The following is a 15,586-nucleotide window of genomic DNA, read 5'->3' as shown; positions in this document are numbered from 1 at the left end:
TGCCTGGTCTGGTTCCAGGACGCACTGCATACCTCGACGTGGCTGCTGGCGGTTGCTCTCGTCGCGCTGGTTCCGCTGTCGCCCTATCTCGCGGGAGGCTCCGGCGCGGCATTCCGGGGATTTCTAGGGCGACTGACGTTCGCGTTTCTGCTCTCCGCCATCGGCTGGAACCTGCTCGGCGGCGGTCTCTCGCTGGTCTTCGTCAGCCTGAACCTGCTGTTCGGGCTCGAGGTGCCGTTCCAGCTCTATGCGCACGTCGCCGCCATCACGGCGCTGCTGTTCGCGCCGCTGTTCTGGCTGGCGCTGATACCGGACTCGTTCGACCTGGCCGACGACTGTCGACTCGACAGGCTCTCCGCCCGCGCGGTCGGTGCGCTGGGGGAATGGATCGCCGCGCCGCTGATCCTCGTCTACGCCCTCATCCTTCACGCCTACGCGGTGAAGTGTCTGGTGGGCGGGGGCTTGCCCAGTGGCCAGAGCGGCTGGCTGGTTTCCGGCTTCGGCATTTGCCTGCTGGTCGCTCTGATCGTATGCCGGCCTTTCATGCGCGAAGAACGCGCCCTGGCGCGTGTCATGCTGCGCTACTGGCCGTGGGTGTTGCCGGTGCCGCTCGTGCTCGTCGTCATCGCTGTCGCACAGCGAATCGGCGCCTATGGCGTGACGCCGGAGCGCTATCTGCTCGCGGCCCTGGCGGCCGTGCTGGCGGTGGTGGCGCTACTGCAGGTTCTCCGGCGCCCACGCGGCGATATCCGGCTGATGGCGGTGATTCCTGTCGTGACGATGCTGGTGGCAAGCTTCGGTCCCCAGGGGGCCGAGTGGACATCGATTCGCAGCCAGAGCGATCGCTTCCTGGCGATCGTCGAGCAACCGGCGAGAGACGCGGAGCAGACCGGCCAAGCCCTGGCGGCGCTGAGGTATCTGGAAGACGCCGGCGAACTGGGACGGGTGGCGCCCACGGGCGGCATGCCGGCGAGCGAGGCGCCATCGGGCATCGAGCCGTTGGCCCGGGCCTGGGGGCTGAATCCCTCCTTGGCGGCCACTGCCGGCAGTGATCGCTACTCGCGCATCTATTCGGGCTCGACGGGCGTCGCGCTCGAAGGGTTCGATCTGCTGTTGAACGCCGTCGACGTGAGTGCCGGGCGCCAGACCGAGGTGACGCTGCCGACGGGGGAGCTTCTACGCCTTACCGTGCAGGGGCGGGAGCTGCTCGTCTCCGCGCAGGCCAGATCGATCGGTTTCGCTCTGCCGCGGCAGATGACCGCCGCCTCCACCGGGAGTGTCGCCGAGGCAACGCTGGTGACGCTTCGCAAGGATGGGGTGACAATAGGGTTGTTGCCAGCGACGCTGAGCGGGTCGCTGACACCCGAGCCGACCCTGGAGCATCTCTCCGGCACGGTGTTGCTGAACGCGAGGGACTGGCGCTGATTCAACGATCGGGGCTCAGCGCCGTGCGGCCAGTTCGCAGAAGAAATCGATGTACTGGGTGTGACCCTCCGGGAAGATCACATCCAGCGTCAACGGGTCCTCGGCATCGCTGATCCCCTCCAGCGCCGGCCAGACCTCGATGTCGGGACTCCCGGCATGGCGCGCCAGCCGCTCGGCATCGACGCCGGCGCGCCGCACTTCTCCACCGCTGCTGTCGACGTAGAGCACGCGGTTGTCGCTGCCGAAGGTTTCGCCCAGTTGCTGGATCAGGGTCAGGAAGTCGCGGTCGCTGCCGCCGCGCTGGCGTTCGCCGCGCGCATCGCCAGAGGGAATGAACGACGTCACGGTGTCTCCCACCCCGACGATGCGCGGCATCAGCGCGGGATCGAAATGGTCGCGGGCCAGTCGCAGCAGCGCCTTGTGATCGCGGGGTGCCTCGCGGGCGTTGAACGCCTCGCCCAACGGGTAGTGCCCCGTGTGACGATGGTAATAGCGGTTGAGGATGAGCCGCCCTCCTTGACGCCTCCGCGCAGCATCAACTGGAAATCGGTGGTGCCGGCACCTTCCCCGTTCTCGTCGCCCTGTCGCAGGCGCTCGTTGCCGTCGGCGTCATGGCCGGCATTGGGGGCGTAGTGGATGAAAAAGGCGTCATCCAGCCCCGCCTGGCGGGCGGCTTCGAGCCGCGCGTGCATGAACTCGGCGATGTCGGCCTGCAGTGCCCGATAGTGCGCTGGCGTCGCCTGCCAGTGGCGGTGGAAGACGTTGAGGTTGAGCGTCGGCGAGGCGATGTTGTCGAGGACCGCCGCGGCAATCAGGTCGCGTCTCGCCTCCGACGGCAGGTCATAGGGTGGCCGCGACAGCAGCGACTCGAGAAATGCCTCCGCCTGGGCGGGAAACGCCTTCAGAAACGCCAGCTCGGCGTCGCTCACGCCGGGGTGCGATACCGCCCCGAAACGGTCCTGCCACTGCACGCCGCCGGCCGCCAGCCCGGGCAGGTAGCGGCCCTGCTCGCCGGGGCGATCCGGCGTCTCGAACTGCGCCTCGACGATGCCGTTCACGCCGCAGGAGCCGATGTGTTCGCCGTTGGTCAGTACGAAGAAGTGCCCATCGAGGCGGCGGGTGGCGTCGAGGTATCGCCGCTCCAACCGCCGCGTCAGCGGATTGCCGACCAGCCCCATGCAGACCCCGTCGAGGTCCTGGATGACGAGCAGATTGTCGGTGGCCGCCAGCTCTTCCAGCAGGGCGGCGTGATCCAGCGAGAAAGGACGAGTCAGGGGCATGATGGGCGCCTTGGTCGGGGCGAGTGATAGGTGGCGTCGCTGGGCGAACGTTCACCAGTATAGCGTCAGCTTCCGGACCGAATAGCGACGGTTTGCCCGACCGGGGTGCCCCGACTAGGCTTCTTGCTGGGAGTCGCCTTGATCGCGAGGCGCCGAGGCGACCCAGTTGGGTGAAGTGCAAGACGCTCACGCCCGGATGGCGTGATGACAGCCCGACCAGGGGTGGTCCCTGGAAGGGCAACATTGGCAGGAGGCAACGATGTCCAGTCCCGAGCACAAGCAGAAGATCTGGAAGCTGATCGAGAAGATCAAGGTTGGCATGTTGGTCACGCTCGACGATGGTGTGCCGCGAGCGCGTCCCATGCACCTGGTGCAGGATGCCTACGACGGCAAGCTCTGGTTCTACACGCGCCGCAGCGCCGAGAAGTCGTTCGAGGCGCAGCAGGATCAGGATGTCTGCATCACGTTCTCGGACCAGGATGACGGCATCTATGTGTCGATGTCTGGCCGGGCGCGCCTCAACGACGACCCCGCGCTGGTCGAGAAGTACTGGAATCCGTTCGTGGCCGCCTGGTTCACCGGTGGCAAGGAGGATCCGGACATCACCATGATGGAGATCGACGTCGACTTCGGCGAGCACTGGCAGTCCCGGGAGAGCAAGACGTTCCAGCTCTACGAGATCGCCAAGGCCAACGTGAAGAAGGAACATCAGCCCGATCTCGGCGAGAACGAGAAGTTCGGTCACTGAGCCGCCGGACTCGGCAACAGGTGTCATGCCGCCGACTTCCGGCCGGAGGTCGGCGGATTTCTCCGCGAGGTCATTGACAGCCGTGTGACAAGTCAGGATAAAGAGTCCTCACAAGTCACATAGCGACCCCTCATGTTTCTGCTGACGGCATTCGTCGTTCTCTCGATCGGTTTCTCCTTCGTCTGTTCGGTGCTGGAAGCCGCGCTGCTCTCGCTCACACCGAGCTACATCGCGCAGCTCAAGGACACCCGCCCCAAGCTTCACGACAAGCTCAACAAGCTCAAATCGAACATCGATCGCCCGCTGGCGGCGATCCTGACCCTCAACACCATCGCGCACACCGTCGGTGCCACGGGCGTCGGCGCCCAGGTGGCGGTGGTGTTCGGCGACGCCCACGTGGCCATCGCCTCGGCCTTGATGACCTTCGGCATCCTGGTGTTCTCGGAGATCATTCCCAAGACCATCGGGGCGAGCTACTGGCGTGGCCTTGCCCCCTTTCTGCCACCGACCTTGCGCGTCATGGTGCTGGTGCTGCTGCCGTTCATCTGGCTCTCGGAGATGATCACCAATCGCATCGCCAAGAGCGAGAATGACGTCGACATGCGCGGGGAGATCAAGGCGCTGGCGAGGATCGGCCTGGAAGAGAAGGCGCTGGATGCCGACGAGACCCGCACCATCACCAATATTCTCAACCTGCACGAGATTCTGGTGAAGAGCGTGATGACGCCGCGGACCGTGTGCGAAACGGTGACGCCCGACATGACCGTGGCCGAGTTCGATCAGCGCTACGGCAAGACGCAGTTCACGCGCTTCCCGGTCATGGACGGCGCCGAGGATGCGCTGGGTTACGTGCACAAGGCGGATACCTATCACGCCGATGACGAGCAGAAGCTCAAGGCCCTGATGCACCCGATCGCCATCGTCGACGAGGCCGATAGCGTCGAGCATGTCTTCATCGCCATGCTCAAGGATCACAACCATCTGCGGGTGGTCTACGACGACCATGGCAACTGGGTCGGGCTGATCACCATGGAAGACGTGATCGAGACGATCCTGGGCCAGGACATCGTCGACGAGACCGACAACGTGCACAACCTGCGCAAGTACGCCAAGCAGCGCTGGCTGAAGCGGATCAAGCGCGGCGAATCCACCCAGCCGCCGCCGGGCTGAAGCCGGCGGCGGTCACCTCATGGCTGGGCGCGGTTAGATGACCTTCTTGCGCAGCCAGGCGGCCAGTGCCTCGCCCAGGATGACCAGGGCGATGATCGCCAGCAGGATGGTGGCGACGGTCTGCCACGCCAGCGTGTCGATGGCGCCCTGAAGGATCACGCCGATCCCGCCGGCGCCGACCAGGCCGAGCACCGTCGACTCGCGCAGGTTGATGTCCCAGCGCAGGATGCCGACCGCGAAGAAGGTCGGCATGACCTGCGGCACGATGGCGTAGAGCACCACCTTGGCCCGCGAGGCGCCGGTCGCTTCCAGCGCCTCCACCGGGCGGCGGTCGATCTCCTCGATCGCCTCGCCCAGCAGCTTGCCGAGAAAGCCGATCGACCGGAACATGATCGCGATGATGCCGGCCAGCACGCCGGGACCGAAGATCGCCACGAACAGCAGCGCCCAGATCAGCGTGTTGACCGACCGGCTCGAGACCAGGATGAAGCGCCCCAGCCATAGGGTGAAACGGTTGGGTGTCGTGTTCTGGGCCGCGATGTAGGCGATCGGCAGCGACACGAAGACGGCCACGAAGGTGGCGATCGTGGCGATATTGAGCGTCTCGACCAGTGCCCACAGAATCGCCCGCAGATTGCTCACGTCCGGCGGCACCATGCGTCCGAACAGGTCGCCGACCTGGGCCGGGGCATCCCACACCCACGGCCAGATGATATCGATGCTCTCCACCGCCCAGACCACGGCAGCTGCAACCACCAGCATCGTGGCGAAGCGCTTCCAGCGCTGTTGCGGGGTGTAGCGCGCCCAGGTGCGCTCGGCAACGGTTTGCGTCATCCGATGTTCCTCCTGATCCGACCGCTGATCGCTTCGCTGACCAGAATCACGCCGATGATCACCAGCGTGATCGCCAGGGCGAAGTCGTAGTCGTAGCGGCCGAAGGCGTTCATCAGCGTGGAGCCGATGCCGCCGGCGCCGACGATGCCGACCACCGCCGAGGCCCGCAGGTTGCTGTCGAGTTGATAGATGCCGAGGCCGATCTGGCGCGGCATGATCTGCGGCAGCACGGCGAACTGCAGCACGCCGATATAGCGGGTGCCGCTGGCCCGAAGCGCTTCCACCTGACCCCAGTCGATCTCCTCGATCCGTTCGGCCAGCATCTTGGCGACGAAACCGATCGAGTAGAGCGTCAGCGTCAGGATGCCGGCCACCGGACCGAAGCCAACGGCCTTGACGAACAGGATCGCCACGATCACCGGATGGAAACTGCGCGCCAGAATGATGATCGCTCGCCCGATCACGTAGATCGGCCTGGCGGCGATGTTACGGGCCGCCATGAACGCGATGGGTAGGCTCAACGCGAGACCCAGAAGCGTTGCCAGGATGGCGATCTGCAGGCTTTCGAGAAAGCCGTCGATGAGCAGTTCGTAACGGTCGAAGTTGGGCGGGAAGGCGCCGGAGAAGATGCGTGCGGCTCGGGTCATGCCCTGGCTGATGCGATCGAGATCGAAAGGCAGGATCGAGATCGCCCAGATGGCATAGATCGCGACGCCGACGACCAGGCCCCAGCGCAGCAGCGGGTTGGCGATGAACGGTGGCTTGCGCCAGTGTCGTGGCGATGGAGGCGCTGTCCGGTCTGTACCCGTGCTCATGACACCACCGCCCTGGCCTGCGCCGGGCCAGCGTCGGCTTGTTGGCGCTCGTCGCCCGGCGTGCCGCTGTAGACGGCGTCCATCGCTTCCTGATCCAGATCGGCGGGAACGCCGTCGAAGATCAGCTTGCCGAAGCGCATGCCGACGATGCGCTGGGTGTATTCCCGTGCCTCGGCCACGTTGTGGATATTGATCAGTACCGGTAGCGACAGCTCCCGGGACAGATTCTGCAGCAGCTCCATGATCTGGCGCGAACTGACCGGGTCCAGCGAGGCCGTGGGTTCGTCGGCGAGCAGAATTTCCGGTTGCTGCATCAACGCACGCACCACGCCGACGCGCTGGCGCTCGCCGCCGGAGAGCGCATCGGCGCGCTTGTTGGCGTAGTGGGCGATGCCGACGCGCTCCATCAGGTGATAGGCGCGCTCGATGTCTTCCGCCGGGTACTTGCGCAGCGCCGCCCGCCAGTAGGGGATGTAGCCCAGCCTCCCGCACTGGACGTTCTCCATCACCGTCAGCCGGTCCACCAGGTTGAAGCCCTGGAAGATCATCCCGATTCGCCGGCGCGCCTTGCGCAGCTCTTCGCGTTTGAGAGACGTCAGCTCCAGGCCGTTGAGCTCGATACTGCCTTCCGTGGGTTCCACCAGGCGGTTGATGCAGCGCAGCAGGGTGCTCTTGCCGGCTCCCGAGGCGCCGATGATCGAGACCACCGATTCACCGGGGACGTCGAGATCGAGCCCGCGCAGCACCGGCTCGCCATGGCCGTACCGTTTGACCAGATTCTGAATGCGCAGCATGAGGGATCCTCGTGGAGAAACGGCGCCGAGTGTCGGCGCCGTCCGGTTGGTCTGCAGGATGACCGTGCTAGATCACGAACCGGGCTATTCGATGTTTTCCTGTGAGTAGACGACGCCGTTGGCATCCTGGATGTCACGAATCACTTCCCAATCCTTCTGGTACGTCACCGGGACGAACTTGGTCACGCCGTCGAACTCCTCGCCCAGTTCGGTACCTTTCATGTCGAAGCTGAAGAAGGCTTCCTTGATCTTGTCGATCAGCTCGGGCTTGAGGTTGTAGGCGTAGGTATAGGAGGTGGTGGGGAAGCGCTTGGATTCGAACACGATCTTGACCTCTTCCGGGTCGTAGAGGCCGCGTTCGGCCATGCGATCGACCACCTCGGAGGCGACCGGCGCGGCATCATAGTCACCCGCGACCACGCCCAGCATCGACTGATCGTGGGAGCCCGAATAGACCACCTCGTAGTCCTCGTCGGGGGTGATGCCCTGCTCGGGGAACAGGGCGCGTGGCGCCAGGTTGCCGGAGTTGGACGTGGGCGAGGTGTGCGCGACGCGCTTGCCCTTGAGGTCGCTCAGCTCGTCGATGCCGCTGTCCTTGCGGGTGTAGACCTGCAGGGTGTAGCCGAACTCGCCATCGTCGCTGCCCATGATCGCGAACGGCACCGCCCCGGCGAGATTGACCGCGAATGGCGTCGGCCCGGTGGAGAAGCCCGCGACCTGGATGCGTCCGCTGCGCATCGCTTCGATCTCGGCGGCGTTGGACTGCACGGCGTAGAAGCGCACGTCCTTGCCGGTCACGTCGCGGAGGTGCTCGATGAACGGTTCCCAGATATCGGCGTAGATCGCCGGATCCTCGACCGGGGTGTAGGCGAAGACCAGCGGATCGGGATCGAGGAGTTGGGATTCGTCGCTCGGCGCATCCGCGACCAGGTCGCCGTCGGCATCGCAGTACATGGGCGCCAGATCCCCGCGCTGCGGGCACTCCTCGGCGGCCTGTGCCGCAACGGTGAGGCCGCAGCCGAGTAGCAGCGTGGCCAACAGGGAAAGCGGCAGGCGTAGCGAGAGGGAGCTGGAGGGTTCGAGACGTCGTGGCATGGCGGATCTCCTGGGACGGAGGTTGTTATAGGCGACACCGACCGCGCGATTTGTCGATCTTTTTAGGGGCGCTTTCGGTGTCATGGTTTTGTCACAGTGTGGGCAAAATCCGCCGCAAAGCGCATTCGACTTTCGCTAATGACTGCATTTCATGTTCGTTTCCGAGCAGGGAGAGAAGAGTGTTGGCGTTTTTATTGTTATGTTATAACATTAACTGGTCGAGACGCTCCCGAGGAGGCCGCCATGCCGTTACCGCTTATCGAGGATGAGAGCCAACTGCTGGCAATGCCCGAAGGCGCCTACATGAACGAGGCTCAGCTCGACTTCTTCAGGCGGCGTCTACTGGCGGAGCAGGCTGAGCTGGAAGCCGCGCTGGAAGAGACCCGCCGTACCATCGTCGACAGCCGTGGTGCTGGCGACGAAGCCGATCTGGCCGCCAACGAGGAGACGCTGGGTCTGCTGCTGCGCCAGGCCGACCGCGAGACACGCCTGCTGCGCAAGATCGTCGGCACGCTGAAGCGGCTGAATGAGGGCGACTACGGCTTCTGCGAAGAGACCGGCGCGCCCATCGGCCTGCGGCGATTGCTGCTGAGACCCACCGCCACGCTGTGTCTCGAGGCCAAGCAGCGTCAGGAGCAGCGCGAGCATCACTACGCCAGGCGGCACAGCGCCTGACACGCCGAGTGCCGGCGACCCCAACATCCATGGCCCATTCGATACCGAGGCCGACCCGGACCGACCTTGCTGGAGGAATCCATGAACCCATTGCCCGTTACCGTGCTGTCCGGCTTTCTCGGCGCCGGCAAGACGACGGTGCTGAATCATCTGCTCAACAATCGCGACGGCCGGCGCATCGCGGTGATCGTCAACGACATGAGCGAGATCAATATCGATGCCGCCCTGGTGGAGCGCGAGGTCGATCTCAACCGTGCCGAAGAGAAACTGGTCGAGATGAGCAACGGCTGCATCTGCTGCACGCTGCGCGAGGATCTGCTGATCGAGGTGAATCGGCTCGCCGACGAAGGACGCTTCGACTACTTGGTGATCGAGTCCACCGGCATCTCCGAGCCGCTGCCGGTGGCGGAGACCTTCACCTTCGAGGATGAACAGGGGCGCAGCCTGTCCCAGGTCGCCCGACTGGACACCCTGGTCACCGTGGTCGACGGCGCCAACTTCCTTTCGCAATACCATGAGGCCAAGTCGCTGGCGGAAGCCGGCGAAAGCCTGGGCGAAGAGGACGAGCGCAACGTCGCCGGCCTGCTGGTGGATCAGATCGAATTCTGCGACGTGTTGCTGATCTCGAAATCCGATCTGATCGATACGCGCACCCTTGGCGAACTGGAGGCGGTGTTGAAAAGCCTCAACCCCGAGGCCGAGATCCTGCCCATCAGTCACGGTCAGGTCGCGCTGGATCGGGTGCTCGACACCGGCCGCTTCAGCTTCGAGAAGGCCCAGCTCGCCCCCGGCTGGCTCAAGGAGCTGCGCGGCGAGCACGTCCCCGAGACCGAGGAGTACGGGATCTCCAGTTTCAGCTTCGAGGCGCGCCGCCCGTTCCACCCGCAGCGCTTCTTCGAGCTGTTGCACGGCGACTGGGGCGACGGCCGCCTGCTGCGCTCCAAGGGTTTCTTCTGGCTCGCCAGCCGGCCACAGTTCGCCGGCCAGTGGAGCCAGGCCGGCGGCATCGCCCACCACGGCTTCGCCGGCCTGTTCTGGCGTGCGGTGCCCGAGTCGCGCTGGCCGCAGGATCCCGAATACCGCGCCTCCATCCTGGAGAAGTGGCAGGAACCCTTCGGCGACATGCGCCAGGAGCTGGTCTTCATCGGCCAGGGCCTGGATGCCGTCGGGATTCGGCAACGGCTCGAGGCGTGCCTGCTAAGCGACGACGAACTGGCTCGCGGCAAGGAGTACTGGATGACGTTGCCGGACCCGTTCCCCGATTGGGGGGCTGCCGCCTGAGTCCATCGTGGCCGGCTCGCTGGTGCCGCCTCGCTGTGGTCTGGTCTCCACCAGAGCTTCCCCGGTAGTCCCTTGTGGGCTTCACCGGGGTTTTTTATGGTCGCCGTTCTCCTGATGCCCACTTCGCGACCTCGACGACCACCTCGGTGGGTTTTTGTTTTCGTCATCGAGAGGCAGGCATTGCCAAATAATTATTAGCAAGCTACATTTTCGCCATCATCCATCTCAGGAACAGGATTCATGGCCTCTCCCAAGCTGTTTACGCCGCTCGAGCTCGCCGGGCTCGAGCTGGCCAATCGCATCATGATTTCACCGATGTGCCAGTACTCCGCCGACGAGCACGGCAACATGACCGACTGGCACACCATCCATCTCGGCAACCTGGCGCTCTCCGGCGCCGGGCTGCTGGTGATCGAGGCGTCGGCGGTGGCGCCGGAAGGGCGCATCACCCCAGGGGACGTCGGGCTCTATTCCGACGCCAACGAGCAGGCGATGGCGCGCACGCTGGAGGCGGTACGGGCCCATTCGCCGATGCCGATCGGCATTCAACTGGGCCACGCCGGGCGCAAGGCCTCCTGCCAGGCACCCTGGGAAGGCGGCGCGCAGTTGAGTCTGGACGCGGGAGGATGGCAGACCCTGGCGCCCTCCGATGTGCCCTATCAGGCCGATCAGCGTCCGCCGAAAGCGATGAGCCTCGACGATATCGAAGCGCTCAAGGCGGGCTTCGTCGCGTCGGCCAGGCGTGCCGAGCGCCTCGGCTTCGAGCTGATCGAGCTCCACGCCGCCCACGGCTATCTGCTGCATGAATTTCTGTCGCCGCTCTCCAACCGGCGCGAAGACGCCTACGGTGGCAGCCTGGAAAATCGGATGCGGATCGTGCTGGAGATCTTCGATGCCGTGCGCGAGGTGTTCCCGTCGGACAAGCCGGTGGGCGTTCGCATTTCCGGCAGCGACTGGGTCGAGGGCGGCTGGGACCTGGAGCAGAGCGTTGCGCTGGCCAAGGCCCTCGATGCCCGAGGCTGCAGCTTCATCGACTGTTCCGGTGGGGGGCTCGACCCGCGCCAGGCGCTCGATGTCGGCCCCAGCTACCAGGTGCCGTTCGCCCGTCGCATCAAGCAGGAGGTCGCCATGCCGGTGATCGCGGTGGGCCTGATCACCGAGCCGGAGCAGGCCGAAGGCATCGTCTTCAGCGGTGAAGCCGACGCCGTGGCGCTGGCCCGCGGCATGCTCTTCGATCCGCGCTGGCCGTGGCACGCCGCCGCCAAGCTCGGCGCCAGCGTGCACGCGCCCAAGCAGTATCTGCGTAGCCAGCCGCACACGTTGAAGGATCTGTTCACCTGAAGAGGCCCGGCAGGGTCTAAGCTGGAGCAACTGCCGCACTGAATCGGGGTGCCGTGCTATCCATCGGGCGCGGTCATCGCCTTGCGCCGGTTCCGGCGGGGCTTGGCGAATGCGAGCTGGAGCTGGAGCTGGAGCAGGAGGATGGACGGGACATGGAGAAGAAGTGGCCTTCGCTGCCGGCACTGAGCGTCTTCGAATCGACGGTCCGCCTCGGTTCGATGACGGCGGCCGCGGAGGAGATGGGGCTGTCGCAGCCGGTCGTCTCGCAGCGTATCCGCGCGCTCGAAGACGCGCTTGGCGTATCGCTGTTCGATCGGCGGGGCGGGCGTCTGATGCCAACCCGACAGGGTGACGACTTCTACAAGTCGGTCGCGCAGGGCCTGCAAATCATCGATGACGCCTGTCGCCATGCCCGACGTGCGGGCCAGAAGGTGCGACCGTCGGTCTCCATCGCCGCCGGAGCCGGCTTCACCCATCTGTGTCTGCTGCCCCGGATGCCGGCATTGAAAGCGGCCTTTCCCGAGTTTCGCTTCAGCGTTCTGCCGATCGACCGCGACGACGATGCCGAGATGCAGTCGGCGGATATCGCCATCCGGTTCGGCCGCAGGCCGGTCAACGACGACGCGGTACGGGTAGCCGGCGAGAAGGTCTTTCCCGTCTGCTCGCCCGCCTACGCTGCGCGCTGCGGTGTCGAGCGGATTCAGTCCATCGACGACCTTGCCCGATTGGCGCTTCTGCATCAGGACGTCAGGGACCCGCGCTGGCTCGACTGGGCGCAGTGGGCCCGGGCTGTGGGGATCGAGATGCCGATGGATGAGGACTTCTTTGCCTATCGCAACTATCCGCTGGTCCTGAACGCGGCGCTGGAGGGCAGCGGCGTGGCGCTCGGATGGGAGTTCGTGGTCGAGAAGCATCTCGCCCGAGAGCAACTGGTTGTCCTCGGGCCTGCCGTGACGCGGGAAGATCACGGCTACTGGATGGAGCTCAAGTACTCCGCCAATGCCGTGACGCAGCCGGTAAAGGCCTGGCTGATTAACGCACTTCAGAACACCACGGAGTGAATCCTGCGCCGAAATCGAAGGGGCCGTCGCCGTCAGGCGCCGGTCATCAGGCGCCGGTCATCAGGCGCCTGTCATTAGAGCCAGGGGCTGCTCTTCGCCGATCACGTCAGGGTCGAAGGGGCGTCTTGCAAACACCCGGCGTAGAAGCGGCTCGAAGTGTTCGAGCGGCGGCGTCGGATAATCCGGATCGAAGGATGCCTGGTCATAGCGCTCGCAGAAGTCGACGCAGCTCTGATACCAGGGATGATCAATGAAGCGGTCCCGTTCGTTCGGGTCTTCGCCGTAGAAATGGGCGTAGTAGACCTGCTGAAACAGGCCGTGGTGGTGAATGATCCAGGTCACCTCACCGCGCACGTAGGGACGGATGATGGACGCGGCGAGCTGCGAGTGATTGTAGGGCGCCAGTTCATCGCCCAGATCATGGAGCAGGGCGCCAACGATGAGATCGTCGTCGGCGCCGTCGGCCTGCGCTCTCGCGGCGGACTGTAGCGAGTGCGTCAGACGAGAAACCTGGTATCCGCTCAGCGTGTTATCCAGATTGCGTAGCGCGGCGAGCAGTCGGTCGACCAGCCCTTCATTGAATTGCGCTTCGAGTTTCTCGAGAAAAACGTACTCTTCGCGAGTGCCGTCCTTCATCTGACGAAACGAGACTTGTTGCATTCAGGCGATCTCCTCTTCGGTCTGGCGCAATTTCATCACGCTGGCATAACGTTCGCGCGGCCCGTCGATATCGAGGTAACAGCCCTGCAGATGGCGGAAGCCTTCATTGGTGTCGTAGCTGGTCCTGCCGTGCAGCACGCGGCTGTTGTCGAACAGCATCAGTTCCCCGGCAGCCAGCGCAAAGCGGATCTCGTAGCTCGGGTCCGTGAAAAGCGCCCCCAGGCGCTGCCTGGCAAGATGGAAAAGACGTGTGCTCGCATCGTCCAGCAGCGGCAATTTATCCAGGCGCGGGCTGTAATGAACGCCGGTCGGCCGGCCTTCGGCGTCGGTCTGAATCATGCTGCGATGAGTCATGAGTTCCGTACCGGCGTCGACGAACCGAAAGCGTACCGGCGTCTGCTTGAGCAGGTCGTAGCCCTCCGGCATCTCGCGCTTCAACTGTTCCAGCACCTGCAGACTGTCGACTAGCGTGGACAACCCGCCGCTGGTTTCATTGACCAGGCAGTGCAGCAGTTGGATGCCGTGTACCGGATTGCGGTAGGGATTATCGGTATGCGGCCCCAGCGCCACGCTGCGATAGGCCAGATCGTTGCCGCTGGGACGCGAGTAGACCTCGAAGTAGCGGCCGAAATTGGTCTCCTTCACATAGCCGTACTTGGCGCCCACCTCGAGAATTCGCTCGGGATCGGTCGGCACGTTGCGAAGGATGAGAAAACCGTAGCGCAGGTAGGCATCCAGCGAACGGCGAAAAGCGGCATCGTCTTCGATCACCGCTTCCCAGTCATGACGCACCAGCGTTTGATCCAGCGTGGAGTCCCACGGCGTCGCTTCGGGAAACGGGCTCTCGTCCAGGGCCGCTTCCCGCAGCATGCCGAGATCGAAGACTTCCTGGTGCCCGTCGCTGAAGACGACTTCCACCTGGTCCTCTCCCTTCGCCGTCAGCGAGGTAAGGGTCAGGTCGACGTCAATCGCATGGGAATCGAACAGACGCTGTTGCGTCATGGGCTCCAGCTGATCGGGAGCCTGGGTGCGCTCTCTCAGCCAGAGCGGGCTGAGTTCGTGGGTTTCACCGTTGCCTCGCAGCCGGAGCGCCGGCGGGTGACCGATGATGTCGAAACCGCTCTGTGCTGACATGTCTTCGAACCTCGTTTCGCTGAACCGGGGATGAGTGCCCACAGCATGGAACGCGGCACCGCCCGCCGGTAGAGGCGTTCTCTTATTGACGATATGCATTTATTTTATGGTCGAGCCGCCCGGACCGTATCCTCGATCCGCCAGTTGACCGGAACCTCGGCGATGCCGGTGGTGACGAAGCCCGAGCAGATCGCGATGGCGCGCACGCGGGTTTCGGCGCTGCAGTGGAGCAGACCGTGGACGAACGCCCGTGCCGTAGGCGAGTGGGGCATGAGGTTACCCCATCGTCTGTGTCGTCAACCCGACGCGAGCCGGGCCGGGAATCTCCGGCAGCACGCCGCGCCGCATCCGCTCGATGCGCTCGACACAGCGCAGCCCCGCCGACTGCAGCCAGTCGTCGTCCGGGTCCGGATCGACCAGGTCGAGCCGCACGAAACGCCCTTCATGTTCGGCGAGCAGGGCCTGGATGAGCGCGCGGGCCGCCGTGTCGGAATCGGCGAGGACCGGCCCGATATGGTGGCCGCGTCCGAAATCCCGCCATAGCGCACACCCTTCGATTCGCCCCTCCACCGCCAGCACCACCCCGTGGGTGGCCTCGCGCACCGCCAGTGCGTGAACGGGGTTGCCGGGCACCAGCGCCAGCAGGGCGTCCCTGTCCGAGGCTCGTATCTGTCGCAGGTTCGGCATCGACGGCGCCTGGATCGGCTCGATGATGCCCTGGTACTGACAGACGAGATTGCAGGTCTCGAAACCCAGCTTGCGGTAGAGCGGAGCCCCTGCCGTCGTCGCTACCAGGGCGATCGGTCGCTCACCGGCCAGGGCCATGAGATGCATCATGATCTCGCGCCCCAGGCCGCGCCCCTGCCAGGCGTCGTCGACGATGATCAGGCCGATCGTCGCCATGCTCCCGTGGTCGGTGCAGAAGCCGGTGCCCACCAGCTGGCCGCTGTCGTTGCGCAGGGCGATGCCCTGGCCGACCTCGAGCATATGGGCCCAATCCTCGCGTCGGTGGGGCCAGCCGAGCCGGCGCGACAGCAGCACGGCATCGTCGAGGTCCTGGGTATCGAAACGGCGATAGCCGCGCGTGGCATCGCGGGATGACGGATGGATTTCCGCAGACGGGGCGTGGGGCAGGTCGGCGGTGGCGGGCTGAGCGGCCGGCGGCGGAACCTCGTAGATCTCGTCGATGTCATGGGAGCCTTCCTGGAGGAAGCTGCCGGGGTCGGCCGCCAGGGCGTGCGCGAGCACCTCGTCCATGTGCTCGACCATCTGG

General features: G+C 64.9%; 15 protein-coding genes and 1 pseudogene. 7 read left to right on the top strand and 9 right to left on the bottom strand.

Annotation, left to right across the window (positions count from 1 at the left end; translation table 11 throughout):
- The coding region (locus AC3AYF_RS07250) for a DUF4153 domain-containing protein (RefSeq protein WP_487779560.1) at positions 1-1,425 on the top strand (1,425 nt) is incomplete at its 5' end.
- A 15-nt stretch (positions 1,426-1,440) separates the two neighbouring features.
- On the opposite strand, the pseudogene stpA reads toward AC3AYF_RS07250, so the two are convergent.
- Positions 1,441-2,603, bottom strand: a pseudogene (gene stpA, locus AC3AYF_RS07245) (glucosylglycerol 3-phosphatase).
- Positions 2,604-2,964: 361 nt separating this feature from the next.
- On the opposite strand from stpA, the gene AC3AYF_RS07240 reads away from it, so the two are divergent.
- A complete protein-coding gene (locus tag AC3AYF_RS07240) occupies positions 2,965-3,453 on the top strand; it encodes a pyridoxamine 5'-phosphate oxidase family protein (RefSeq protein WP_295037062.1) in 489 nt (162 codons plus the stop codon).
- A gap of 132 nt (positions 3,454-3,585) precedes the next feature.
- The gene (locus AC3AYF_RS07235) at positions 3,586-4,623 is read left to right on the top strand and encodes a CNNM domain-containing protein (RefSeq protein WP_295037065.1); all 1,038 of its coding nucleotides are present in this window, start codon (positions 3,586-3,588) and stop codon (positions 4,621-4,623) included.
- 33 nt (positions 4,624-4,656) lie between these two features.
- On the opposite strand, the gene phnE (AC3AYF_RS07230) is transcribed toward AC3AYF_RS07235, so the two are convergent.
- From phnE (AC3AYF_RS07230) to phnD, 4 genes are all read right to left on the bottom strand, one after another.
- Positions 4,657-5,457: a phosphonate ABC transporter, permease protein PhnE gene (phnE, locus tag AC3AYF_RS07230; protein WP_295037066.1), complete on the bottom strand. Its 801-nt coding sequence runs from the start codon at positions 5,455-5,457 to the stop codon at positions 4,657-4,659.
- Positions 5,454-6,272 (bottom strand): phosphonate ABC transporter, permease protein PhnE, encoded by an 819-nt coding sequence (gene phnE, locus AC3AYF_RS07225; RefSeq protein WP_149435402.1) that lies wholly within the window; start codon positions 6,270-6,272, stop codon positions 5,454-5,456. The genes phnE (AC3AYF_RS07230) and phnE (AC3AYF_RS07225) overlap by 4 nt, the downstream gene beginning before the upstream one ends.
- Complete coding sequence (gene phnC / locus AC3AYF_RS07220; RefSeq protein WP_295037069.1) at positions 6,269-7,066, bottom strand: phosphonate ABC transporter ATP-binding protein; 798 nt, start codon at positions 7,064-7,066, stop codon at positions 6,269-6,271. Before phnC ends, phnE (AC3AYF_RS07225) begins: the two co-directional genes overlap by 4 nt.
- Positions 7,067-7,150: 84 nt before the next feature.
- Complete coding sequence (phnD, locus tag AC3AYF_RS07215; RefSeq protein ID WP_295037072.1) at positions 7,151-8,161, bottom strand: phosphate/phosphite/phosphonate ABC transporter substrate-binding protein; 1,011 nt, start codon at positions 8,159-8,161, stop codon at positions 7,151-7,153.
- 243 nt (positions 8,162-8,404) lie between these two features.
- Between phnD and AC3AYF_RS07210 the strand changes: the two genes are divergently transcribed.
- From AC3AYF_RS07210 to AC3AYF_RS07195, 4 genes are all read left to right on the top strand, one after another.
- Positions 8,405-8,836: a TraR/DksA C4-type zinc finger protein gene (locus tag AC3AYF_RS07210; protein ID WP_295037074.1), complete on the top strand. Its 432-nt coding sequence runs from the start codon at positions 8,405-8,407 to the stop codon at positions 8,834-8,836.
- Positions 8,837-8,917: 81 nt separating this feature from the next.
- A complete protein-coding gene (gene zigA, locus AC3AYF_RS07205; protein ID WP_295037075.1) occupies positions 8,918-10,117 on the top strand; it encodes a zinc metallochaperone GTPase ZigA in 1,200 nt (399 codons plus the stop codon).
- Positions 10,118-10,357: 240 nt separating this feature from the next.
- A complete protein-coding gene (locus AC3AYF_RS07200) occupies positions 10,358-11,458 on the top strand; it encodes an NADH:flavin oxidoreductase/NADH oxidase (protein ID WP_295037077.1) in 1,101 nt (366 codons plus the stop codon).
- Positions 11,459-11,511: 53 nt separating this feature from the next.
- Positions 11,512-12,519 carry a LysR family transcriptional regulator gene (locus tag AC3AYF_RS07195; protein ID WP_295037079.1) on the top strand — a complete coding sequence of 336 codons (1,008 nt, stop codon included), beginning with the start codon at positions 11,512-11,514 and terminating at the stop codon, positions 12,517-12,519.
- Positions 12,520-12,579: 60 nt separating this feature from the next.
- Here AC3AYF_RS07195 and AC3AYF_RS07190 read toward each other — a convergent pair whose 3' ends face one another.
- The 4 genes from AC3AYF_RS07190 to AC3AYF_RS07175 form a co-directional block, all read right to left on the bottom strand.
- Positions 12,580-13,179 (bottom strand): HD domain-containing protein, encoded by a 600-nt coding sequence (locus tag AC3AYF_RS07190; RefSeq protein WP_075569866.1) that lies wholly within the window; start codon positions 13,177-13,179, stop codon positions 12,580-12,582.
- Positions 13,180-14,313 (bottom strand): TauD/TfdA family dioxygenase, encoded by a 1,134-nt coding sequence (locus AC3AYF_RS07185; protein WP_487779559.1) that lies wholly within the window; start codon positions 14,311-14,313, stop codon positions 13,180-13,182.
- Positions 14,314-14,417: 104 nt separating this feature from the next.
- A complete protein-coding gene (locus AC3AYF_RS07180) occupies positions 14,418-14,585 on the bottom strand; it encodes a hypothetical protein (RefSeq protein WP_295037084.1) in 168 nt (55 codons plus the stop codon).
- Between the two features lie 4 nt (positions 14,586-14,589).
- On the bottom strand, positions 14,590-15,586 hold a 997-nt coding region (locus AC3AYF_RS07175; protein WP_487779558.1), incomplete at its 5' end, for a GNAT family N-acetyltransferase.

The sequence above is a fragment of the Salinicola sp. genome, from assembly GCF_982684285.1.
Note: the sequence above shows the minus strand (reverse complement) of the source record. Positions and strands in the feature narration are given on the sequence as shown.

Coding starts and splice junctions, on each gene's coding strand:
- AC3AYF_RS07240 (WP_295037062.1), top strand. CDS start 2,965: ATGTCCAGTCCCGAGCACAAGCAGAAGATCTGGAAGCTGATCGAGAAG.
- AC3AYF_RS07235 (WP_295037065.1), top strand. CDS start 3,586: ATGTTTCTGCTGACGGCATTCGTCGTTCTCTCGATCGGTTTCTCCTTC.
- phnE (WP_295037066.1), bottom strand. CDS start 5,457: ATGACGCAAACCGTTGCCGAGCGCACCTGGGCGCGCTACACCCCGCAA.
- phnE (WP_149435402.1), bottom strand. CDS start 6,272: ATGAGCACGGGTACAGACCGGACAGCGCCTCCATCGCCACGACACTGG.
- phnC (WP_295037069.1), bottom strand. CDS start 7,066: ATGCTGCGCATTCAGAATCTGGTCAAACGGTACGGCCATGGCGAGCCG.
- phnD (WP_295037072.1), bottom strand. CDS start 8,161: ATGCCACGACGTCTCGAACCCTCCAGCTCCCTCTCGCTACGCCTGCCG.
- AC3AYF_RS07210 (WP_295037074.1), top strand. CDS start 8,405: ATGCCGTTACCGCTTATCGAGGATGAGAGCCAACTGCTGGCAATGCCC.
- zigA (WP_295037075.1), top strand. CDS start 8,918: ATGAACCCATTGCCCGTTACCGTGCTGTCCGGCTTTCTCGGCGCCGGC.
- AC3AYF_RS07200 (WP_295037077.1), top strand. CDS start 10,358: ATGGCCTCTCCCAAGCTGTTTACGCCGCTCGAGCTCGCCGGGCTCGAG.
- AC3AYF_RS07190 (WP_075569866.1), bottom strand. CDS start 13,179: ATGCAACAAGTCTCGTTTCGTCAGATGAAGGACGGCACTCGCGAAGAG.
- AC3AYF_RS07185 (WP_487779559.1), bottom strand. CDS start 14,313: ATGTCAGCACAGAGCGGTTTCGACATCATCGGTCACCCGCCGGCGCTC.
- AC3AYF_RS07180 (WP_295037084.1), bottom strand. CDS start 14,585: ATGCCCCACTCGCCTACGGCACGGGCGTTCGTCCACGGTCTGCTCCAC.